Below are 17,847 nucleotides of genomic sequence, written 5' to 3' on the forward strand. Positions count from 1 at the left end.
ATGGAAACAACATTAACGAATGATGTTCAGGTCGGTAAAACGTTGCTGACCGTGGATAAACTCTCCGTTCACTTTGGTGACGAAGGGACGCCGTTCCGCGCCGTAGACCGTATCAGTTACAGCGTGAAACAGGGCGAAGTGGTCGGGATTGTCGGTGAATCCGGCTCCGGTAAATCGGTCAGTTCACTGGCGCTGATGGGATTGATCGACTTCCCCGGTAAAGTGATGGCTGAAAAACTCGAGTTTGGTGGCCGTAATCTGCAGGGCATCAGCGAAAAAGAACGCCGCCAGATTGTCGGTGCCGAAGTCGCGATGATTTTCCAGGATCCGATGACCAGCCTGAACCCGTGTTACACCGTCGGTTTCCAGATTATGGAAGCCATCAAGGTGCATCAGGGCGGCAACAAAAAGACCCGTCGTCAGCGCACCATCGATTTGCTGAATCTGGTCGGTATTCCGGATCCGGCTTCGCGTCTCGATGTTTATCCGCATCAGCTTTCCGGCGGGATGAGTCAGCGCGTGATGATCGCAATGGCGATTGCCTGTCGCCCGAAATTACTGATCGCCGATGAGCCAACCACCGCGCTCGACGTGACCATTCAGGCGCAGATTATTGAACTGCTGCTCGATCTGCAACAACGCGAAAACATGGCGCTGATGCTGATCACCCATGACCTGGCACTGGTGGCCGAAGCCGCGCAGCACATTATTGTGATGTATGCCGGACAGGTAGTGGAATCGGCAAAAGCCACGGAAATCTTCCGTGCGCCACGCCATCCGTATACGCAGGCGCTGCTGCGCTCACTGCCGGAATTCGCCGCAGATAAAGCGCGTCTGCAATCCTTGCCGGGTGTGGTGCCGGGTAAATATGACCGTCCTAACGGCTGTCTGCTGAATCCGCGTTGCCCGTATGCAACCGATCTTTGCCGTAAAGAAGAACCTGCGCTGCGTGACCTCGCGAACGGGCGTCAGTCGAAGTGCCATTATCCGCTGGATGATGCCGGGAGACCTACTTATGAGTCCTGATAACACCCAACCGCAGCCGCTGTTGCACGCGATTGACCTGAAAAAACATTACCCGGTGAAGAAGGGCATCTTCGGCCAGGAACGCACGGTGAAAGCGCTCGACGGCGTGTCGTTTACCCTCGAACGCGGTAAAACGCTGGCGGTGGTCGGGGAGTCCGGTTGTGGTAAATCCACGCTGGGCCGCCTGCTGACCATGATTGAAGTGCCGACCGGCGGTGAGCTGTATTACCGTGGTCAGGATTTGCTGAAACCTGACGCAACCGCTGAAAAGCTGCGCCGTCAGAAGATCCAAATCGTGTTCCAGAATCCTTACGGATCGCTCAACCCGCGTAAGAAAGTCGGGCAGATCCTCGAAGAGCCCTTGCTGATCAACACCAAACTTAGCCGCGAAGAACGTCGCGAAAAAGCCCTGGCGATGATGGCGAAAGTCGGCCTGAAAACCGAGCATTACGACCGCTATCCGCACATGTTCTCCGGCGGCCAGCGTCAGCGTATTGCTATCGCCCGCGGTCTGATGCTGGATCCGGACGTGGTGATCGCCGATGAACCGGTCTCCGCGCTCGACGTTTCCGTGCGTGCGCAGGTACTGAACCTGATGATGGATTTGCAGCAGGATTTAGGGCTGTCGTACGTCTTCATCTCCCACGACTTGTCCGTGGTTGAACACATTGCTGACGAAGTGATGGTGATGTATCTGGGACGCTGCGTGGAGAAGGGGCCGAAAGACGCCATCTTCAGCAATCCGCGTCATCCGTACACACAGGCGCTGTTGTCCGCGACACCGCGTCTGAACCCGGACGAACGCCGTGAGCGCATCAAACTGACCGGCGAGCTGCCAAGCCCGCTGAATCCGCCAGCCGGTTGCGCGTTCAACGCCCGCTGCCGCCGTGCGTTCGGCACCTGCAAGCAGTTCCAGCCGCAGCTGAAACAGTACGGCGATCAGCTCGTCGCCTGTTTTGCCGTCGATCAGGATGAAACCGGTACGACGCAGACCGTTGCGTAATACCGGCTGAACAGCTGATATGAGAAAGCCCGCGAAAGCGGGCTTTTTTGTGGGTAATATTTAGTCAGAAGCAAATCTGATAAGGCGCCTATAATCGCCATTGTCGGCTTCTCTCAGAGCGAGAATGTATTCAGCGCGATGTGCATCTGGTGAAACGAGTTCGCCTGCTGATATCCCCCAGGGAAAGAACCCCCTTCCAAGCGCGCGACGAAGCACGTCGCAAAATATCCGGGAATGCCTTCCATTCCCATTGGGAAAAGGGTGGATCCATACAATGTCTCTGTGAAGTCTCAGGCAGATTTCATCGGGTGGGTAAGTTTCGTTTTCAATCCAGAAAATTGCATTATCGAGAGTATCTCTGACACGCATTGAGATCATATAAGGCGGCGTATTCCCGATGTTTACTTCTCTGCGTCTGAGTTGCCCCGCCCATTCCCACGTTTTATTGAACATGTTGCGGTGTAATCGAAGACAGAAATCGACAGTTAAGATCTCTGTGTAAATCAGCTTCTGACGGCTGAGATGCGCTAATGCCTGCTGTATGTTCGTTTTTTCAAATTGATTCAGGTCTTCCCGGGTAAAGATGTAGTCGGGAATTAAACCGGCCAGATCGTCAGGGCTAAGTTCCGTTGCCCCTTCAGGAAGGCCATTATTGATGGTTTCGCTCATTTTTCATCCCAGAAATCCCGAGGCCATTTTTGTAATAGGTCGCTTTTAAGCTTGTCTTGTGTCGATTCTTGGAACGCTGATGATGTGGATTGCTGTTCCAGTGACATATGAATTTCAGTGTACTGATTAAGGAATTTCGCTTTTTTCCCGGCCTGCTGCTCTCTTAGTTCTTGCAGCGTTCGCCCTTGCTTTGGCTGCAAAAAGTATACAAGCTCACAATCCAAGCCCTCAGCGATTTTTTCCAGTGTATTCAGCGTTAGCGACCCTTCAATTTCACCTTTTTCTATCAGCGAAATGCGCGACTGACTTAAACCACATCGTTCGGCAAGGGAGCGGGTGCTCATACCCAGCGCGCTTCTGAGAAGTTGTATCCATCCTTTTTTTGGGCGCTTGGCTTTGCGTCGAGGTTTCATTTCATTGAGAAGGTTGTCTACCTGTTTGATTTTTAATTCTTTATCCCACATAGAGAAACCTTTTAATTGCATATTTACAATAGATTTATTGATTTTCAATATTAAATATACAATCAAATTTGGATAAATCAATTGTATATATACAATCATTTTAGAATTAATCGATTGTATATATGCAATCGATTACAACAAAAAAGGCCAGTCAGCATCCACTGACTGGCCTTACTATTTCAGAGTACGCTTATCCTTTATGACTTGCCCACCAGCTCAGCAGTTGCAGGGTGGAAGAGTAGTAATCGTCTTTCGGTGCCAGGTTCGGGCTGATGGCGCCAGCGTTGGCCATGGTGAAATCGCGCACGGCTAATAATCCCGGTGACATGTTGTAGCCCGCTTTGGTGCCGGTCATGACATCAATCCAGGCGGGTGTGGCGTCGCGTGGGGATTTTTGCCACCACAGAATAAACGGTGCCAGTTGCGGGCTGCCGGGATGCGCCCAGCCGAGATACAGCGGGATACGCACGGCATCGTAACTGAAACGCGTTGGCCAGCGGCTGGCCGGTTTCAGGGTGCCATCGGCCTGCATATCCACCCAGTCCGTCGGTAAGCGGAAATCGCCAAACGCCATTTTACTGAGCATCGCGGTGCTGCTTTCATCCAGATCTTTCCAGACTTTCAAATGGCTGTGCGCATAAAATGCCTGCCAGGCAGGGAAGATGAAATAGGACGGATTGACGGTCACGTTGCTGGTCTGATTGAAACCCTTCACGCCCGGCAGCATCACTTTGTAACCGGCGTAATCAATCACATTGTATTTGATCAGCGCCGTCTGCAATTTTTCAGAGGCTTTGGTGTAACGGCTGTCGTTCCACTTATCACCCGCCAGCAACAGCGCCCAGGCCATCAGCGTATCGCCATCAGAGGCGTTGTTGATATCTGCCACATGCGGAGTGCTGTTCGGGTCATACCGCCATGAATACAGGCCGATATCTTTGCGATAGAGCGTCGTGTTTGCCCACTGCCACAGCTTGTCGAACGTCGCCTGATCGTCATTGAACACCGCCAGCAGCATACTGAAACCCTGACCTTCGGTGTGACTGACGTTTTTATTGGCGGTATCAATGATTCGTCCATCTGGCATCAGAAAGCGACTTTTATACGCAGACCAGCCAGCATCCTGAGCCATTACAGCGGAACTGAAAAACGCGAAAATAAGGCCGAACCACAGCACCAGGCTGTAGCGCCGAAATAACGACATAGAGATTCCTTACAAACCATTTTGATAACGAAAAACGAATGCGCCTTCCGGTGTGCTTTCCTGCCAGCGCAGCGGAACATAGGGTTGCCCGCCTTGTGATAACAACCACTCAGCATACAGTCCTTCAAACAGGGCGATGAGCGCAATAGGCCACAACGCATCATCCTGCCCTTGCGGTGATGCCGGCCAGGCAATGTGCACCAGCGCCAGTTGTTGCGAAGTCGCTTCCAGCTTCACGACACCCCAGTCAAAACGGCTGAGAATATGATTGATATTGTCTTCCAGTTCGCCAAGGGTCGCAGAGGCGGGAAGCGGATGCTGGCGTGCCAGGTTATTGCCCATCAGGGTCAGAAAGCGGCGGCCATCTTCGTCATCGGCGGACGCCAGAATACCTGAAAATAGCACCTGTACCAGGCTTTGCCAGCCGGGTGTGGTGTGGCGCTGGCGGTAATATTCCTGCGCGACCTGAGTATAGTTATGTTCTTGCATGGTTTTATTTCACCGCGATTAATTTTGGCCCATCAGATAACGGAAGTAGACCTGCGCTTTACTTTCGTTGTAATCGCCGAAAGTATCGTAGCCAACCTGTCCGCCAATCTGCATGCTTTTGTTCAGATGATAGTTGCCGCCGACGCCCGCATTCCAGCCGATGCCATTTTGTGTTTTACCGCTGTAATAAGCTTCTGTGCCGTAGCCCTCAGCCACCAGATCTTCCAGTTGTTTCTGCAGGTCCGGGTTATTCGGGAAGTAGGCGCTCTTATCCTGCGAATAAGACTGATAGCCCACCGCGCCGGACAGTTTCAGATCCCAGTCGTCATATTTCTGGGTGTATTCCACCGGGAAGGAGACGCTGACATAGTTTTGCGGGCTGAAGTAACCGCCCTGACCGAAGCTGTAATAGCTGAGGTTTTTGTCGAAATCCATGTAACCGACGTTGATGCCGGTTTTCAGTTCACGATCGTCATAACGGAACGGACGTACATACAGACCGGCATTGGCGTTCACCGATTTGTTGCTCTTCACGTTGTTACCCAGATAGCTGTAATAACCCGCTTCGGCGTAAAAACCAGCATCGCCATCGTCGTACGACAGATTGACGCTGCCGCCGTTTTTAGTGACCTGACCCCATTCCTTGCCGCTGTAATTATCTTTGGTGCCGACGTAGGACAGAATACTGTCAGTGACGGCACGACGCTCAGCTGTCACGCGCAGGGTTGTGAAGTCAGTCAGTTTCGGTGCCCATTGCACGCCACCGACCAGCGAGTTCAGATCCTGCCCGAGCGGCGTACTGCCGATATCGGCTTTATAGCTGTCACCGGTCAGCGCAGCGTTCACTTCTACGCCGGTTGCGCTTTGATTGCCTGCGGCTGGCGCCGCATAAGTCGTTGGATCCGTACCCGTAATGGTGTTGTAGGCCACGCATTGATCGGAGGTTGCGTTAGCTGACGTACAGTTGGTGCTGGAATTCGCCGCTGCCGCTGCCTGCAGTTTGGCAAAGGTGCTGTAGCTGGCGATATCCAGACCCGCCGCTGCGGCTGCGGCAGCCACATCTTTCTGCGCCGACTGTGCTGCAGCCAGTGCGCCCTGACCGAAGCGGGAATTGCCGGTACCGGACGGGCTGCCTGCGCTGAGGGAAACCGGCGTGACGCCAATACTCAGACGTGACGTATCAAACGGCACGAAGGCAAAGGTCATCGGTGCTTTGGCTTCGGTCAGCTGGCTGAGACCGCTTTCGCCGTCACGGCCACGGATCGACATATCACCCTGCGCCCAGGTCGCGGTCTTGCCCTGCAACTCGTCGAGCATGTCGTCGATCTGTTTTTCCGTGGCATTACGCTGTGTGACCGCTGTCGGTTCGGTCGTTGCCGCCGGAATATTTCCCGGCGTGGAAACCTGATCTGATACCTGCCACGGCAATACGGCACCGTAAGAAGATTGTGTCGCCGGTCGTGAGGCGGAGGTGCGTGTTGAGCGGTTGATGAACGGGTTGTCGCTGATCTGCAATCCGGCCACCTGCGCCTGACTGTCTGTGCCTTCCAGCCCGATCATCTTGCCCTTCGCAGAACGCAGTAACGCCAGCGCCTGCTGATGATCGCCCTGTGCTTCGGCGACGCGCGCTTCGAGTAACAGACGGTCCGGCGTACGCGGTCCGCGCAGGCCTTCCATCAGCGTTTTAGCACGCTGGTTATCGCCTTCGCCCAGCGCAACGTTAATCGCACCGACGCGTGCATCCTGTGTCGGTGTGTCGTTGCTCATCAGGTAGTTATAGACCTGACCGGCTTGCTTATTGAGTTTTCCGGACTGATACAGGCGCGCCATCGCCAGCATCAGGTCGCGGTTTTGCGGATCAGCCTGCAACGCGACGACCAGTTTGTCGTAGGCCGCTGCGTACTGACCCTGTTCGCGCAACTGGTCAGCCTGGGTGATCACGAAACCGTTACGCAGGCTCGCCAGCGCTGTCGGTGACGTGCCGGACTGGATTTGTGGATTTTGCAGGAAGGCTTGCGCCTCATTGCTCAGACCGGCCTGATTCAGCACGCTGACCTGATCGGCGTAATCCCCGGCATTGCCTTTGACGCCCTGACGCATATTCTGGCGAACCAGTTGCACCGCCAGCGGAAGCTGACCGGCCGCCGCCAGGTTTTTCGCCAGCGCGCCGACATCCGCAGGCGCGGCTGGCGGATTCTGTGCCAGCGCACGCAAGGTGTTAGACGCAGCGGCGGCATTGCCCTGTTGCAGATAGCTTTCGGCATCGGCCATTTGCGCATTGAAGTTGGCGCGCTGCGCCAGTTCACGCATCCCCTGATTCTGACTGCTGCGCGGAATACGCGAGAGCAGGGCGTTGGCGGTTGACCAGTTTTTGGTTTCTGACGCGAACAGGGCCGCGGCGTACAGATCGGCAGAAGAGGCACCCGGACGCGCAGACGGCGCCATGATTGACTGTGCCTGCGCGGTTTGCCCCTGCGATTGCAGGATGCGCGCCATATCCAGTTTCACCCAGACATTCGACGGCTGACGTTCCCGTGCCTGCTGAAGAATATTCAGTGCGCGCTGCGGATCGTTGTTCGCTACGGCCTGGGCGGCCTGACGGCGCATTGGCTCGATAACATCCGCCACGGTCGGCGGGTTCATTTTGGCCTGAATCCCGGCTGGCAGCGTTTTCAGCACCTGACTGGCTTCGGCGGTTTTGTTCTGCTGACGCAGCACGTAATACAACCCGGCGCGGGCATCGGCATTATCGCCCAGCGCGCTGTATTGTTGCTCAGCCCCGGCCAGATCGCCTTTGCGGCGCAGAATATCCGCACGCAACAGGCTGGCTGACTGACCTTTCTCACCACCGACCTGCGTCAGCGGGGTGACGGCCGCCAGTGCGGCGTCGTAACTGCCGGAGCCGGCGGCGTCTTTGGCTTTCGCCAGTTGGGCGTAAAACGCGGAATCCTGTGCCTGATTGCTCAGCTGGGCGCTGTTCGGGCCGCCCTGTGCGGCAGCTTTGCTCAGATACTGTGACGCCTGCTCAAAGTTACCGCTGCGCTGCGCGATATAACCGAGACCGGCCAGTGCATCGGCGTCATTCGGGTTATCGGCCAGTACGCTTTCAAACTTAGCTTTCGCGCTGTTGACGTCGCCGCTGTTCAGTGCCGTGAAGCCCTGACCTTTCGCCGCGCCGCCGATGTTTTTCTGGAAGTAAGTCATCACCCCGGTGTCGTTCGGGTGACGTGCCTGATAGCCCTGATAAAAATCACGGTCAGCTTCCTGCGGCGTCATCCACAATAATGCCTGACGTAATGAGCGGTCGGCTTCGGTGCTGGAACCGGCCATCGTGCTCAGTAATTTTATACCGTCGCGGCGGGTGGATTCCTGATACGTCAGCACCTTACCCAGACCAAGGCGCGCCTGTGTGTCGTCAGGACGCGAGGCGACACGCTGTTGTAACCCGGCAATGGCCTGCGGCTGGAGCGACTTGTCGCCCGCCATCGTCAGATAATATTCGGTCGCCAGGCTGTCGAGTGGCTGGTTGCCGTTAAAGATCGTGCGGTACGCCGAAAGCGCACCGCTGACGTTGCCCTGCGCGGCCATCTGGCGGGCAGAAGCCAGCTGAGCCGGCGGGATTGACTGCATGGCTTTGGCGCTGTTGAGCGATGTCAGACGCGGATCGTCCGGCGAGGCAGCGGCCAGTTTTTCGCGCCACTGACTGGCTGCGGTTTTATCGCCACTTTGCATGGAATACAGCGACATCAGGTACAGCGCCTGCGCATTGTCTGGCTCAACCAGCAGCACTTTCTGTAAGGCGTCTTTCGCCAGGTCGTCATGGGCGCGTTCATGCCAGTAAGCGGCCTGATCAAACAACGCCTTCATGGCAGGATTGGTGGTATCCGCTGCAAAGGTGGTGGCACTAAAACTCGCTACTCCGGCGATCCCTACCAGATAAATAGCCCTGATCACCGCCAGGGACAGTTTATGTTTCTTCATTTTCCAGCTCCGGTAATCGCCAGAGAGTCGCCGCCCGAAATCGGGGCGATCTTCATTGTTTTTGTTTTAAAGCCGATGCTTTTCATTTCTGACCCAGACGTTTGGCCGCGTGACGACGCAGGACAACGAACAGGCTCAGGCCAACCACCAGCGAAAGCAGGGTCGCAATCAACGACAGGATCACGATGTGTTTGCTGGCATACCAGAGCACCATCATGTACCACGGCATTTGCCCGGTCGGGAATTGCTGACCCACTGAGAAGCTGCGGATGCCATTTTCATCGGTAATAATCGCCAGATCGCCGCGCACGTTGGCGTTGATTTTGGGTGATTTCAAATCGTTATGGATTTTCAGCAACTGTTGATCGTCTGTACCGGTTGCCAGCACGACCACATGGTCGGCAGACCAGCGCGAACGGTAGCTGACGAAGCCACGCCATGCGCCGGTTGAGGACAGATAACGGTCTGCATCGACCGGCTGGCGGTACCAGTCACCGGTCAGCCAGGCGACAACGCGCTGCATTTCGGTCGGCGTTTTTACGCCCATTGAGCCACCGTTGATGCTGAAAGGAGAGTCCGCAAGTAACTGCTGGTTGAATGGCGTGTCGCCCAGCGTGGTGACGGCCAGAATATCGCGGTCAAACAGCGGGTTATTTTGTTCATCACCGTTCAGGCCGAAGGCCACCTGCACATGATTCACCGGCATGCCTGTGGCTTTACCGGCGCGTGAGGCCAGGTTCAGCAGGGTGTGGATTTCATCCGCTGTCGGCGTTTGCGGCAACAGCATCAGGGTGTCGGAGAAATCAGCCAGTTTGGAGTACGGATAAGACGCGCCGACGAAATACGACAGGTTCGGCAACTGGGCGAAGTGGTAGCTTCCGCTCAGGTCGATGAAAGATTTTGGATCGATACGGCTCTTAATATTGTCGCTGGTCAGAATGCTGCACGGCGCATCTTTTTTCGGCTTGATGTCGAAATAGAATTGCAACTGGTTGTCGCCGTAAATCAGGTAGGGCGCGAGTTGCAGCGTGTAGCGTTCCTGACGGCTGTCACCGCCCAGGCGACGCCAGATATTTTCCACCAGACCCACTTTGTTGACGGTCAGGCTGCGCAGGAAGTTGCTGTTGATGGAGACGTTGAGTCTTGAACTGTCTTCATCAATCCAGTTTTCGGTGGGGAAACGGTAATCAATGCGCACCGGAATATTGTGTCCGTCCCACATGAACAGATCTGGCGCAGCGCGGAAGGCGACCTGAATGCCGTCGTGATAAATGCCGTTTGAAATCAGCGAATCTTGATCTTTACCCGCCAGTTCACCCAGCGTCACCGGCCGTGAGGTGTCAATCCAGCGCGGCGCGTCATACGGTTTGCTGGACGGAATGGTTTGCTGGGCCACATCCAGATGGTCGGTGTTGTTCGGCATCCCGCCACTGATCAGGCGATACGCAGCCTGACGCAGTTGGTTATCGTCATTACCGAGTACCAGCAGCAGCTTGTAAACCGGATTGATCGGGTTATCGATAATCTGAATCGATGCGCCGTTGCTCGCCGGCAACGTCAGTGAACCGATTTTATCCCCCGGCTTGCCGAACAGAATGCCATTCTGATCCGGCAAATCATTCAGGATGACCGGGAAATCGACGCTGCGATAATCGGACAACATGCCGAGATAAGAAGAGACCATCGCCGCAGCGCTGATATCGCCCGGTTTCATGGCAGCAGAGAAGCCCATGGTGATTTTGGACTCCTGCATCTGCAGGCCATCAAAGAACGGACGCGGGAAGTTACCCAGATTACGGCCAATATTCAGTTGCTGACCTTCCAGCCCGATGCTGGTGGTGGGCAAAATAGTGACCCAATATTTATCCGACTGATCTTTCTCGCAGGTCATGGTGTTGCTGTCATGCACGCGGAAGCTCAGGTTGTTGTTGGATACCACCATGGCTGCCGGAATATCGAGATCGTAAACATCGCCGCCGTTGCTGCTCTGATTCAGCGGCAGGTTACCCAGCGGCTGGCCGTTGAGCATCAGTTCGAGTGTGGTATCGCGGGCAATCAGCGCCGGAGAAATTTTCAGTGCCAGCGACAGGTGCGCGTTGGTCACTACTTCATCGGCAGGCAGGGTGAAAATGATACCGGACTGCAACTGGCCGCCGCTGAGCGTCAGCCCGTTCGGCTGGCCCATTTCGGCAACGGTGACGTTGCTGGTCACCGGCTGAACCAGCGGCATTACCGGCGCAGCGGCAGCGGAAGGATCGGCAGTTACATCAGGCATCGCGGGGCTGTTATTCACCGGCGTGGTATCCGTCTGTGGTGCATCTGCGGCCGGGGCTGGCGTTGTGTCACCGGCTGGCGCCGTTTCACCCGGCATCGGCATGACCGGCGGTAGCCATGACGGCGCGGCTGGCAGGCTGGTTGCCGGATCAACGGCTGGTGCCGGCGCGTCTTCCGCCTGTGACAACGGCAGACTGCTGAACGTCAGCAACAAACCGGTGGTGATTTTTCTGAACAGGGATGCGCCCCGTGCAGCCAATAAACGGCGCTTACTCATGAGGTTATAAGGTCGGTTCATGCTGCTTCACTCTTGCTGGTGGCGTCAGCGGGTTTATTTTTAGCACGGCGTTCCTTCCACGTGTTATAGAACAACTCGAACACGCAACGGATGATGCTTACCAGCGATCTGAACGGGTTATCCGGCGGGTATTCTTCGCCAATCCAGGCATCAGCACGGCATAAGACCACGCGAACCAGCTCGCGGCGTTTCGATAACGGCAGGTTTTCAAATTGCAGACGCAACCGCTCTTTGTCTCCGCTGATTTGCGTCACCGGGAAACTTTCCGCGCCGGAAGACAACTGAATTTCTACTTCTTCAATTTCTTCATCCAGATAGCGCACGTCCGGCGTCACCAGTTGCACACCGCCCATCGACATATCGATAGTGGTGGTGCGCAGTGAAATACCATTGGCGTAATGAATAATCGCCGGGATGGCCACATCGATACGGATAGTTTTACGTACCTGACGGGTTTCTTTCGCTACTGCAATCGCTGCCAGCAAAATCAGCACGCTGAAACTGCCCCACGCGATATTCAGCGCAATAACATTTGGGTCGATGGCAAAGTAATTGTGGAAGATGGCGCGCACGATGCCGTAACCGATGCCGATAATCATCAGGATGGCGACAATCAGGTGAGGTTTGACGATGTTGAAGTCGAAGAACCCGACGTCCAGCAAACCGCCTTTATCCGTCACGTTAAACTTGCCGCGTTTTGGTGCGAACATCGTCACCAGCGTGGGCAGGATCAGGTGGAAGGCCATCACGGTCTCGTAAATCTCACCCCAGAAGGTGTAGCGGAAACGCCCGTTCATGCGGGAGTTGATGTACAGCGACATCACCAGGTGCGGCAGCGCGTAAGCAAAAATCAGGCTGGCGGACGAGGAAATAATGTTCAGGTTGAACAGCAGGAACGCCAGCGGTGCGGTCAGGAACACCACACGCGGCAGACCAAACTGGAAGTGCAGCATGGCGTTCAGGTAACACAGGCGTTGCTGCCATTTCAGACCGCGGCCGAGCAGCGGATTATCCACCCGGAAAATCTGCGTCATACCGCGCGCCCAGCGGGTACGCTGAATGACGTGCAGACCCAGACGTTCGGTCGCCAGACCGGCGGCCAGCGGGATATCCAGAAACGCGGTATTCCAGCCACGACGCTGCATTTTCAGCGCGGAGTGTGCATCTTCGGTAACCGTTTCAACCGCAAAACCCCCCACTTCTTCCAGAGCCACACGGCGGATAACCGCACAGGAGCCGCAGAAGAACGTCGCATTCCAGTTGTCGTTACCTTGCTGAACCGGGCCGTAGAACAGGGCACCTTCGTTGGGCATGGTGCGGCCCGCAGACAAGTTACGTTCAAACGGGTCAGGTGAATAGAAGTAGTGCGGTGTCTGGATCAGCGCCAGACGCGGGTCTTTCAGGAAGCTGCCGACCGTCGCCTGCAGGAACGCGCGGGTGGCCACGTGGTCACAGTCGAATACGCAAATCAGCTCGCCTTTGGTGAGTTTCATTGCATGGTTCAGGTTGCCGGCTTTGGCATGGGAGTTGTCGTTACGGGTGATATATCCCACGCCGGCGTCAGCGGAGAACACCGCAAATTCGTCCCGTTTACCGTCATCCAGAACATAAATTTTGATTTTATCTTTCGGATAATCGATGCACTGCGCCGCCAGCACGGTGTCACGTACTACGTCGAGACTTTCGTTATAAGACGGAATATACACATCGACGGTTGGCCACAGCGTGGTGTCATCCGGCAAAGGTTCGATGGTGCGTTTTAATGGCCAGGTGGTTTGCAGATAGCCCAGCAACAAAATTAGCCAGACATACAGTTCGGCAAGGAATAAGCCGATCCCTAAAATAGCTTCTATTGTTGAATTAAAATGCAGCGTTTCCGTCGCACGCCAGTAAATATAACGCGTCGACATCATGACGGACATGATGACCATCACCACGCTAATCCGTCGGCTTTTACTGATGCCAAGCAGGAATAACAGACCGATGCTGATCAGGCCAAAAATGTACTGCTTCTGGCTGTCCATCGGGGTAATGATGATGACTGCTGCCACCGGCAGCAGCAGAAGTACAAGAAGAGAAAACAGGAATTTATTCATCGCTTTTGGGGTCGCTGTTAACAGTGATAGCTAATAACTGCCAGATTTAGGCGCGGCGTGTAATTCACCATCACCGACTTTAATCCCTAAAATGGCGGCGACTTTTTTGCTGATCAGTTCAATATCAAATGCCGAAGCCGATACCGGACTGAAATCAATAATAGAGCGCTGCGAGGCATTGGCCTCTGGCACACATTCATCCCTGTGGATTGTGCCTAATAATCTTTCATTTAAACGCTGTTCGAAAAATTGGGTGACGTCGCGGCTTAATGTCCGGCGGGTGTCACTTTGGTTAACAACATAATATTCACCCAACTTGTTATTCAAAGGGGTGCCAATTAATTTGTTTTTTTCCATTAAGGGTAATAAAGATAATGATGCGGTGTCGGCCAGCATTACCACCACATGTAAATCAGCAATGGCCTGAACGGCTTTTAATGCCGGACTCGGGCCGGGAGGGAAATCCGCGATAATAATTAATCCCGGATAATTCAGGACGGTATTTAATCCGCGCTGTAAAAAATGCGGATCGCTGGCAAGCTGATGTTCGAATTCCAGCCGCTGATCTTCCGTCACTTCGCCATAAGGTAAGACAAACGTATTGGAACCCGCTTTCAGGATGAACTGGCTCCAGTCGGATTCATTACCCGAACCGGCGACAAAACCGCGGGTATCGGCAATAGGCACACCGAAATGAAGGCGAAGGGCGTTCTGCACATCAAAATCGATGACCAGCACTTTACTGCCACTGCGGGCAAGCGAATAGGCCAGGTTGGAGGCCACCGTGGTTTTTCCTACCCCACCTTTCGGTGAACAAACGCAAACTAACGGCATGAGGCAATCATCTCTAACAGGGGTTGAAGCGGTGTGTCGCGATGTAAATAAGCGCTGGCAGGCTGCGGCGCTCGCTGTTTAAACATTTGTTTAAAGCGCTGGTTAACCTCAGCAGACGCCGGGGATGCGGGCACCACTGGCGCTGGATTTTGTACCGGCGGCTGGTGGTAAACCGGCGCGGCGGGGTGTTGTTCTGGCTGAGGCGTCTGAACCGGCGCAGGTGCAGGCTTTGAAGGCGCTTCGGGCATTGCTTTACGCAATGAATCGAGTAAACCTGAGCCGCTGTCAGGAATGACTGACTGGGCGTGCAATGTCGGTGCTGTGTGAACAGGCTGATGTTGCGCGGGCTGCACGGACACGGGGGCTGGCTGAACGGGTGCGGACGGCAGCGTTTCGCGCAGGGCATCAAGCAGACCAAAACCGGCTGGCGGAGGAGTAACCTCCGAAGACATCGGCGTGGCTGGTGTGTGCATAACAGGCTGTGCGGCAGAAGCATGCGGTTTCTGCTGCTCATTGACAGACTGAGAAGCAGAAAGCGAAAACTCATCCGCAGAAATGGATTGTGGCGTTGGCTGCGTGGTACGGCCGTTATCAAGTGGACCGGCAGGCTCTTCGCTGGCTGAGACTTGTTTAATCAACGTCCACTGATTCATTGAACCTGTTATGGATTCTCCCGTTGATTTTTCATTAAGCTCTTTATAATCAAGATTTTCCAACTTCGTCTTATCCATAAAACGTTTAATGTCATCATATTTATTCATAAATCCCGCCCGATAGGATTATATATTTCGGTGTTTTCTGGACGTCAAAACGACTGTGATTGGCCGTTAACAAAGAGTGTAAAAAGATGAATATTTTTAAAGTTTTATGTGGGAATAGGACTCGTCTTAATATATCAGTTCTTTTACAGCATAGAGCAGTTTTTACAAAAAATAGGATTAACCCGCATAAAAAACAACACGGGCATAACTGGCTGGCGCAAAAGGTTTTTGATGTTGTTTTGCGATGCGTTTTTGTTAAATTAGTATAATGTTTGGTTTTTTATGTGATGAATAGCACATAATATTCATCAGGTGCGCCGGGCTCAGGATGTTCTTATGCTGTGAATTATTCGATTAACCTGAGTAATGTATGTTTTCTCTAAGTTGAACAACATAAAGAATATTCATTGTAGGTGTGTACCGGCAAACATGTTGTTTTTTATAGCCAAAACTTCGTCTTTAACCTCGAAATAACACGTTATAAGGTATACTGCGCACAAGTACCGTTTCTGCCCGGATGGGCGCGGAAAATCATGTCGGTGGTTGATGGAGAATTAAGTTGCGGGTCAGGCGTTCATTAACGATTAAACAGATGGCGGCCGTGTCGAGCATTGCGGCCATCACCATTTGTATTTTTATCGTCATCCAGCTGTTCCACTTTGTACAGCAACGGAGGGACGATTACGCCCAGCAACTTGAGAATATTGCGCATTCTGTTCGGGTTCCGCTCTCGCAAGCCGTGCTGGATGTTGATCTGGAAGAAACGCAGGACATTCTGAATACGCTGCAACCGGTGGGCATTCTGAGCCGTGCCGACGTCGTGTTACCCAATCAGATCGCCGCACTGCATACGCATTTCCCACCAGGCCGCCCGGTGCCGCAATGGGTGACCCGCGGTTTCAATCTGCCGGTGACGATCTCCGTACCTCTCTATTCTGCGGCTGCCAGCCCTAAAGCCCCCAAACCCCTGGCTTATCTGGTCCTTCAGGCTGATTCCTACCGCATGTATCAGTTCATCATCAGCGCGCTCTCGACCATGCTGACGACATATCTGTTGCTGGCGCTGATCCTGACCATTTCCGTGAGCTGGGTTATCAACCGTTTGATCGTGAAACCGCTTCGCGCGATTGCCAGCGATCTGGAATCCCTGCCGGAAAGCGAGGTGCCAGGCCATCAGCTGACCCTGCCGCAACGCCACGAAGACGATGAGATCGGCATGCTGGTGCGCAGCTACAACCGCAATCAGCAACAGCGGGAGAAGCCGCAATGCACTGCCCGTGAAGCACTGCTGCCTTCTCAAACCATGCTAAATAATGAAGAACAGTTTATGCAGCATCTGGAACACCGCCTGCATTGCGCTGAACCGCAAAAAAGTTTCCACCTGCTGTTAATCGGCATTGAAAGCCTGCGCGATGATGGCCATGTGGATTGCCCGCTGATCTCTTCCATCATGAATGTGTTGCCTGAGAACTGCCTGCTGGCGCGCCTGAGTTATAACGAATTTGCTCTGCTGGCGGCGGATATTCCGCGGCCCTTTATGGCGATGCGTCTGGCGCGGCAAATCATGGAGCGCATCAATGCGCCGCAGGAAAGTCATGCTGGCAATATGTCTCTGCATCCGACCGGCAGCATCGGCATCGTGCAATACACCGGCGAATTCCCGGTGAGTGCGCAGCAACTGATGGTGAATGGTCGTGCGGCCAGAGTCTCGGCCTATCAGCAGGGGAAAAACCAAATCCTGTTCTTCGAGCCGGAACTGACCGAAAAAATTCAGAAACGCTTACTGCAGGAAAACGAAATCCTGCATGCGATGGAACAGAATGATTTCACGCTGTTTATCCAGCCGCAGGTGAATATGGCAACCGACACGGTGGTCGGGGCGGAAGCCCTGCTGCGTCGTAAAATGGCCGATGGAAGTTACGGCCTGGAAAGCGATTTTATTGTGCTGGCCGAAGAAATCGGCGTCATGAGTCAGCTGGGTTACAAAATTCTTGAGCTGGGCTGTCAGATCCTGGCGGACTGGCAGCAACGAGGCATTCCCCTGCCGCTGTCAGTCAATCTCTCCGGCGCGCAGGTACAGCAGCGTAACTTCCTGCCGGAACTGCGCAGCCTGCTGAGCCGTTACAAAATTAATCCGGGACAACTGGTGCTGGAAATCACGGAAACGGCCCGCATTGATGATCTCGATCGCGCGCTGCTGTTGCTCAGCGAACTTCGCGCCGTGGGTGTTTCCATCGAGCTTGATGATTTTGGTCTGGGTTACTCCGGGCTGGAATACCTCAACCGGCTGCGCACATTGCCTATTGATGTCATCAAAATTGACCGCAGCTTCGTCAGCGTGCTGCCGCAGGATGAAGTGATGGTGAATATTGTGGCCTCGATTGGTCGCGCCATGAATATTCAGCTGGTAGCCGAAGGCGTAGAAACTGAGGAACAACGTCAGTGGCTGCTTAAGGAAAATATTCAGCTCGGACAAGGCTATTTATTTTCCGCGCCGCTTTCCAAAACTGACTTCGAACGGAAATTCTGCCAGCCTTCCTGACCTGTACCACGGACAGGAAAACCTCTTCTTGTCCGGCATTTCCCCCTCCTGACGCTTTTTTTACTTACATTACTTCCTGCTGAATCCTTTCCGCTCCGGTTTTTCATGACTCGTGATTGCGGAGGGAAACGAAATATTTCCATCATGTTGTGCTTGTGTTATTTACCTGCTGCCACTCATTACCTTTGACCTTACAAAAAATAGAA

At 54.0% G+C, this 17,847-nt stretch carries 12 protein-coding genes; 3 read left to right on the plus strand and 9 right to left on the minus strand.

Going from position 1 to position 17,847, the window contains the following annotated elements; genetic code table 11:
- Positions 1-1,026, plus strand: coding sequence for a dipeptide ABC transporter ATP-binding protein (gene dppD / locus HGO41_RS11930; RefSeq protein ID WP_013573447.1), 1,026 nt, complete (start codon positions 1-3; stop codon positions 1,024-1,026).
- Entirely contained in the window at positions 1,016-2,029 is a 1,014-nt protein-coding gene (gene dppF / locus HGO41_RS11935) for a dipeptide ABC transporter ATP-binding subunit DppF (RefSeq protein WP_037033810.1), read from the plus strand. Before dppD ends, dppF begins: the two co-directional genes overlap by 11 nt.
- 60 nt (positions 2,030-2,089) lie before the next feature.
- Here the strand turns inward: dppF and HGO41_RS11940 are convergent, their stop codons facing one another.
- The 9 genes from HGO41_RS11940 to bcsO all read right to left on the minus strand — a co-directional run bounded on the left by HGO41_RS11940 (position 2,090) and on the right by bcsO (position 15,099).
- Positions 2,090-2,698, minus strand: a complete 609-nt coding sequence (locus HGO41_RS11940; protein ID WP_013573450.1) for a mobile mystery protein B — start codon at positions 2,696-2,698, stop codon at positions 2,090-2,092.
- On the minus strand, positions 2,695-3,162 hold the full coding sequence (locus HGO41_RS11945; protein WP_013573451.1) for a mobile mystery protein A: 468 nt from the start codon (positions 3,160-3,162) through the stop codon (positions 2,695-2,697). The genes HGO41_RS11940 and HGO41_RS11945 overlap by 4 nt, the downstream gene beginning before the upstream one ends.
- Positions 3,163-3,352: 190 nt before the next feature.
- Positions 3,353-4,366, minus strand: coding sequence for a family 8 glycosyl hydrolase (locus tag HGO41_RS11950; RefSeq protein WP_013573452.1), 1,014 nt, complete (start codon positions 4,364-4,366; stop codon positions 3,353-3,355).
- A 9-nt stretch (positions 4,367-4,375) separates the two neighbouring features.
- Positions 4,376-4,855 (minus strand): cellulose biosynthesis protein BcsD, encoded by a 480-nt coding sequence (bcsD, locus tag HGO41_RS11955; protein WP_013573453.1) that lies wholly within the window; start codon positions 4,853-4,855, stop codon positions 4,376-4,378.
- An 18-nt stretch (positions 4,856-4,873) separates the two neighbouring features.
- Positions 4,874-8,836 (minus strand): cellulose biosynthesis protein BcsC, encoded by a 3,963-nt coding sequence (locus tag HGO41_RS11960; RefSeq protein WP_250981050.1) that lies wholly within the window; start codon positions 8,834-8,836, stop codon positions 4,874-4,876.
- Between the two features lie 82 nt (positions 8,837-8,918).
- Positions 8,919-11,408, minus strand: coding sequence for a cellulose biosynthesis cyclic di-GMP-binding regulatory protein BcsB (gene bcsB / locus HGO41_RS11965; RefSeq protein WP_126124567.1), 2,490 nt, complete (start codon positions 11,406-11,408; stop codon positions 8,919-8,921).
- Complete coding sequence (gene bcsA, locus HGO41_RS11970) at positions 11,405-13,504, minus strand: UDP-forming cellulose synthase catalytic subunit (RefSeq protein WP_013573456.1); 2,100 nt, start codon at positions 13,502-13,504, stop codon at positions 11,405-11,407. The genes bcsB and bcsA overlap by 4 nt, the downstream gene beginning before the upstream one ends.
- 30 nt (positions 13,505-13,534) lie before the next feature.
- Complete coding sequence (gene bcsQ, locus HGO41_RS11975) at positions 13,535-14,338, minus strand: cellulose biosynthesis protein BcsQ (protein ID WP_013573457.1); 804 nt, start codon at positions 14,336-14,338, stop codon at positions 13,535-13,537.
- Positions 14,329-15,099 carry a cellulose biosynthesis protein BcsO gene (gene bcsO, locus HGO41_RS11980; protein ID WP_013573458.1) on the minus strand — a complete coding sequence of 257 codons (771 nt, stop codon included), beginning with the start codon at positions 15,097-15,099 and terminating at the stop codon, positions 14,329-14,331. The genes bcsQ and bcsO overlap by 10 nt, the downstream gene beginning before the upstream one ends.
- A 559-nt stretch (positions 15,100-15,658) precedes the next feature.
- Between bcsO and hmsP the strand changes: the two genes are divergently transcribed.
- Entirely contained in the window at positions 15,659-17,641 is a 1,983-nt protein-coding gene (hmsP, locus tag HGO41_RS11985; RefSeq protein WP_126124568.1) for a biofilm formation regulator HmsP, read from the plus strand.
- The last annotated feature ends 206 nt before the right edge of the window (positions 17,642-17,847 follow it).

This window comes from Rahnella sp. CG8, from assembly GCF_023701875.1.
Lineage (GTDB): Bacteria > Pseudomonadota > Gammaproteobacteria > Enterobacterales > Enterobacteriaceae > Rahnella > Rahnella aceris.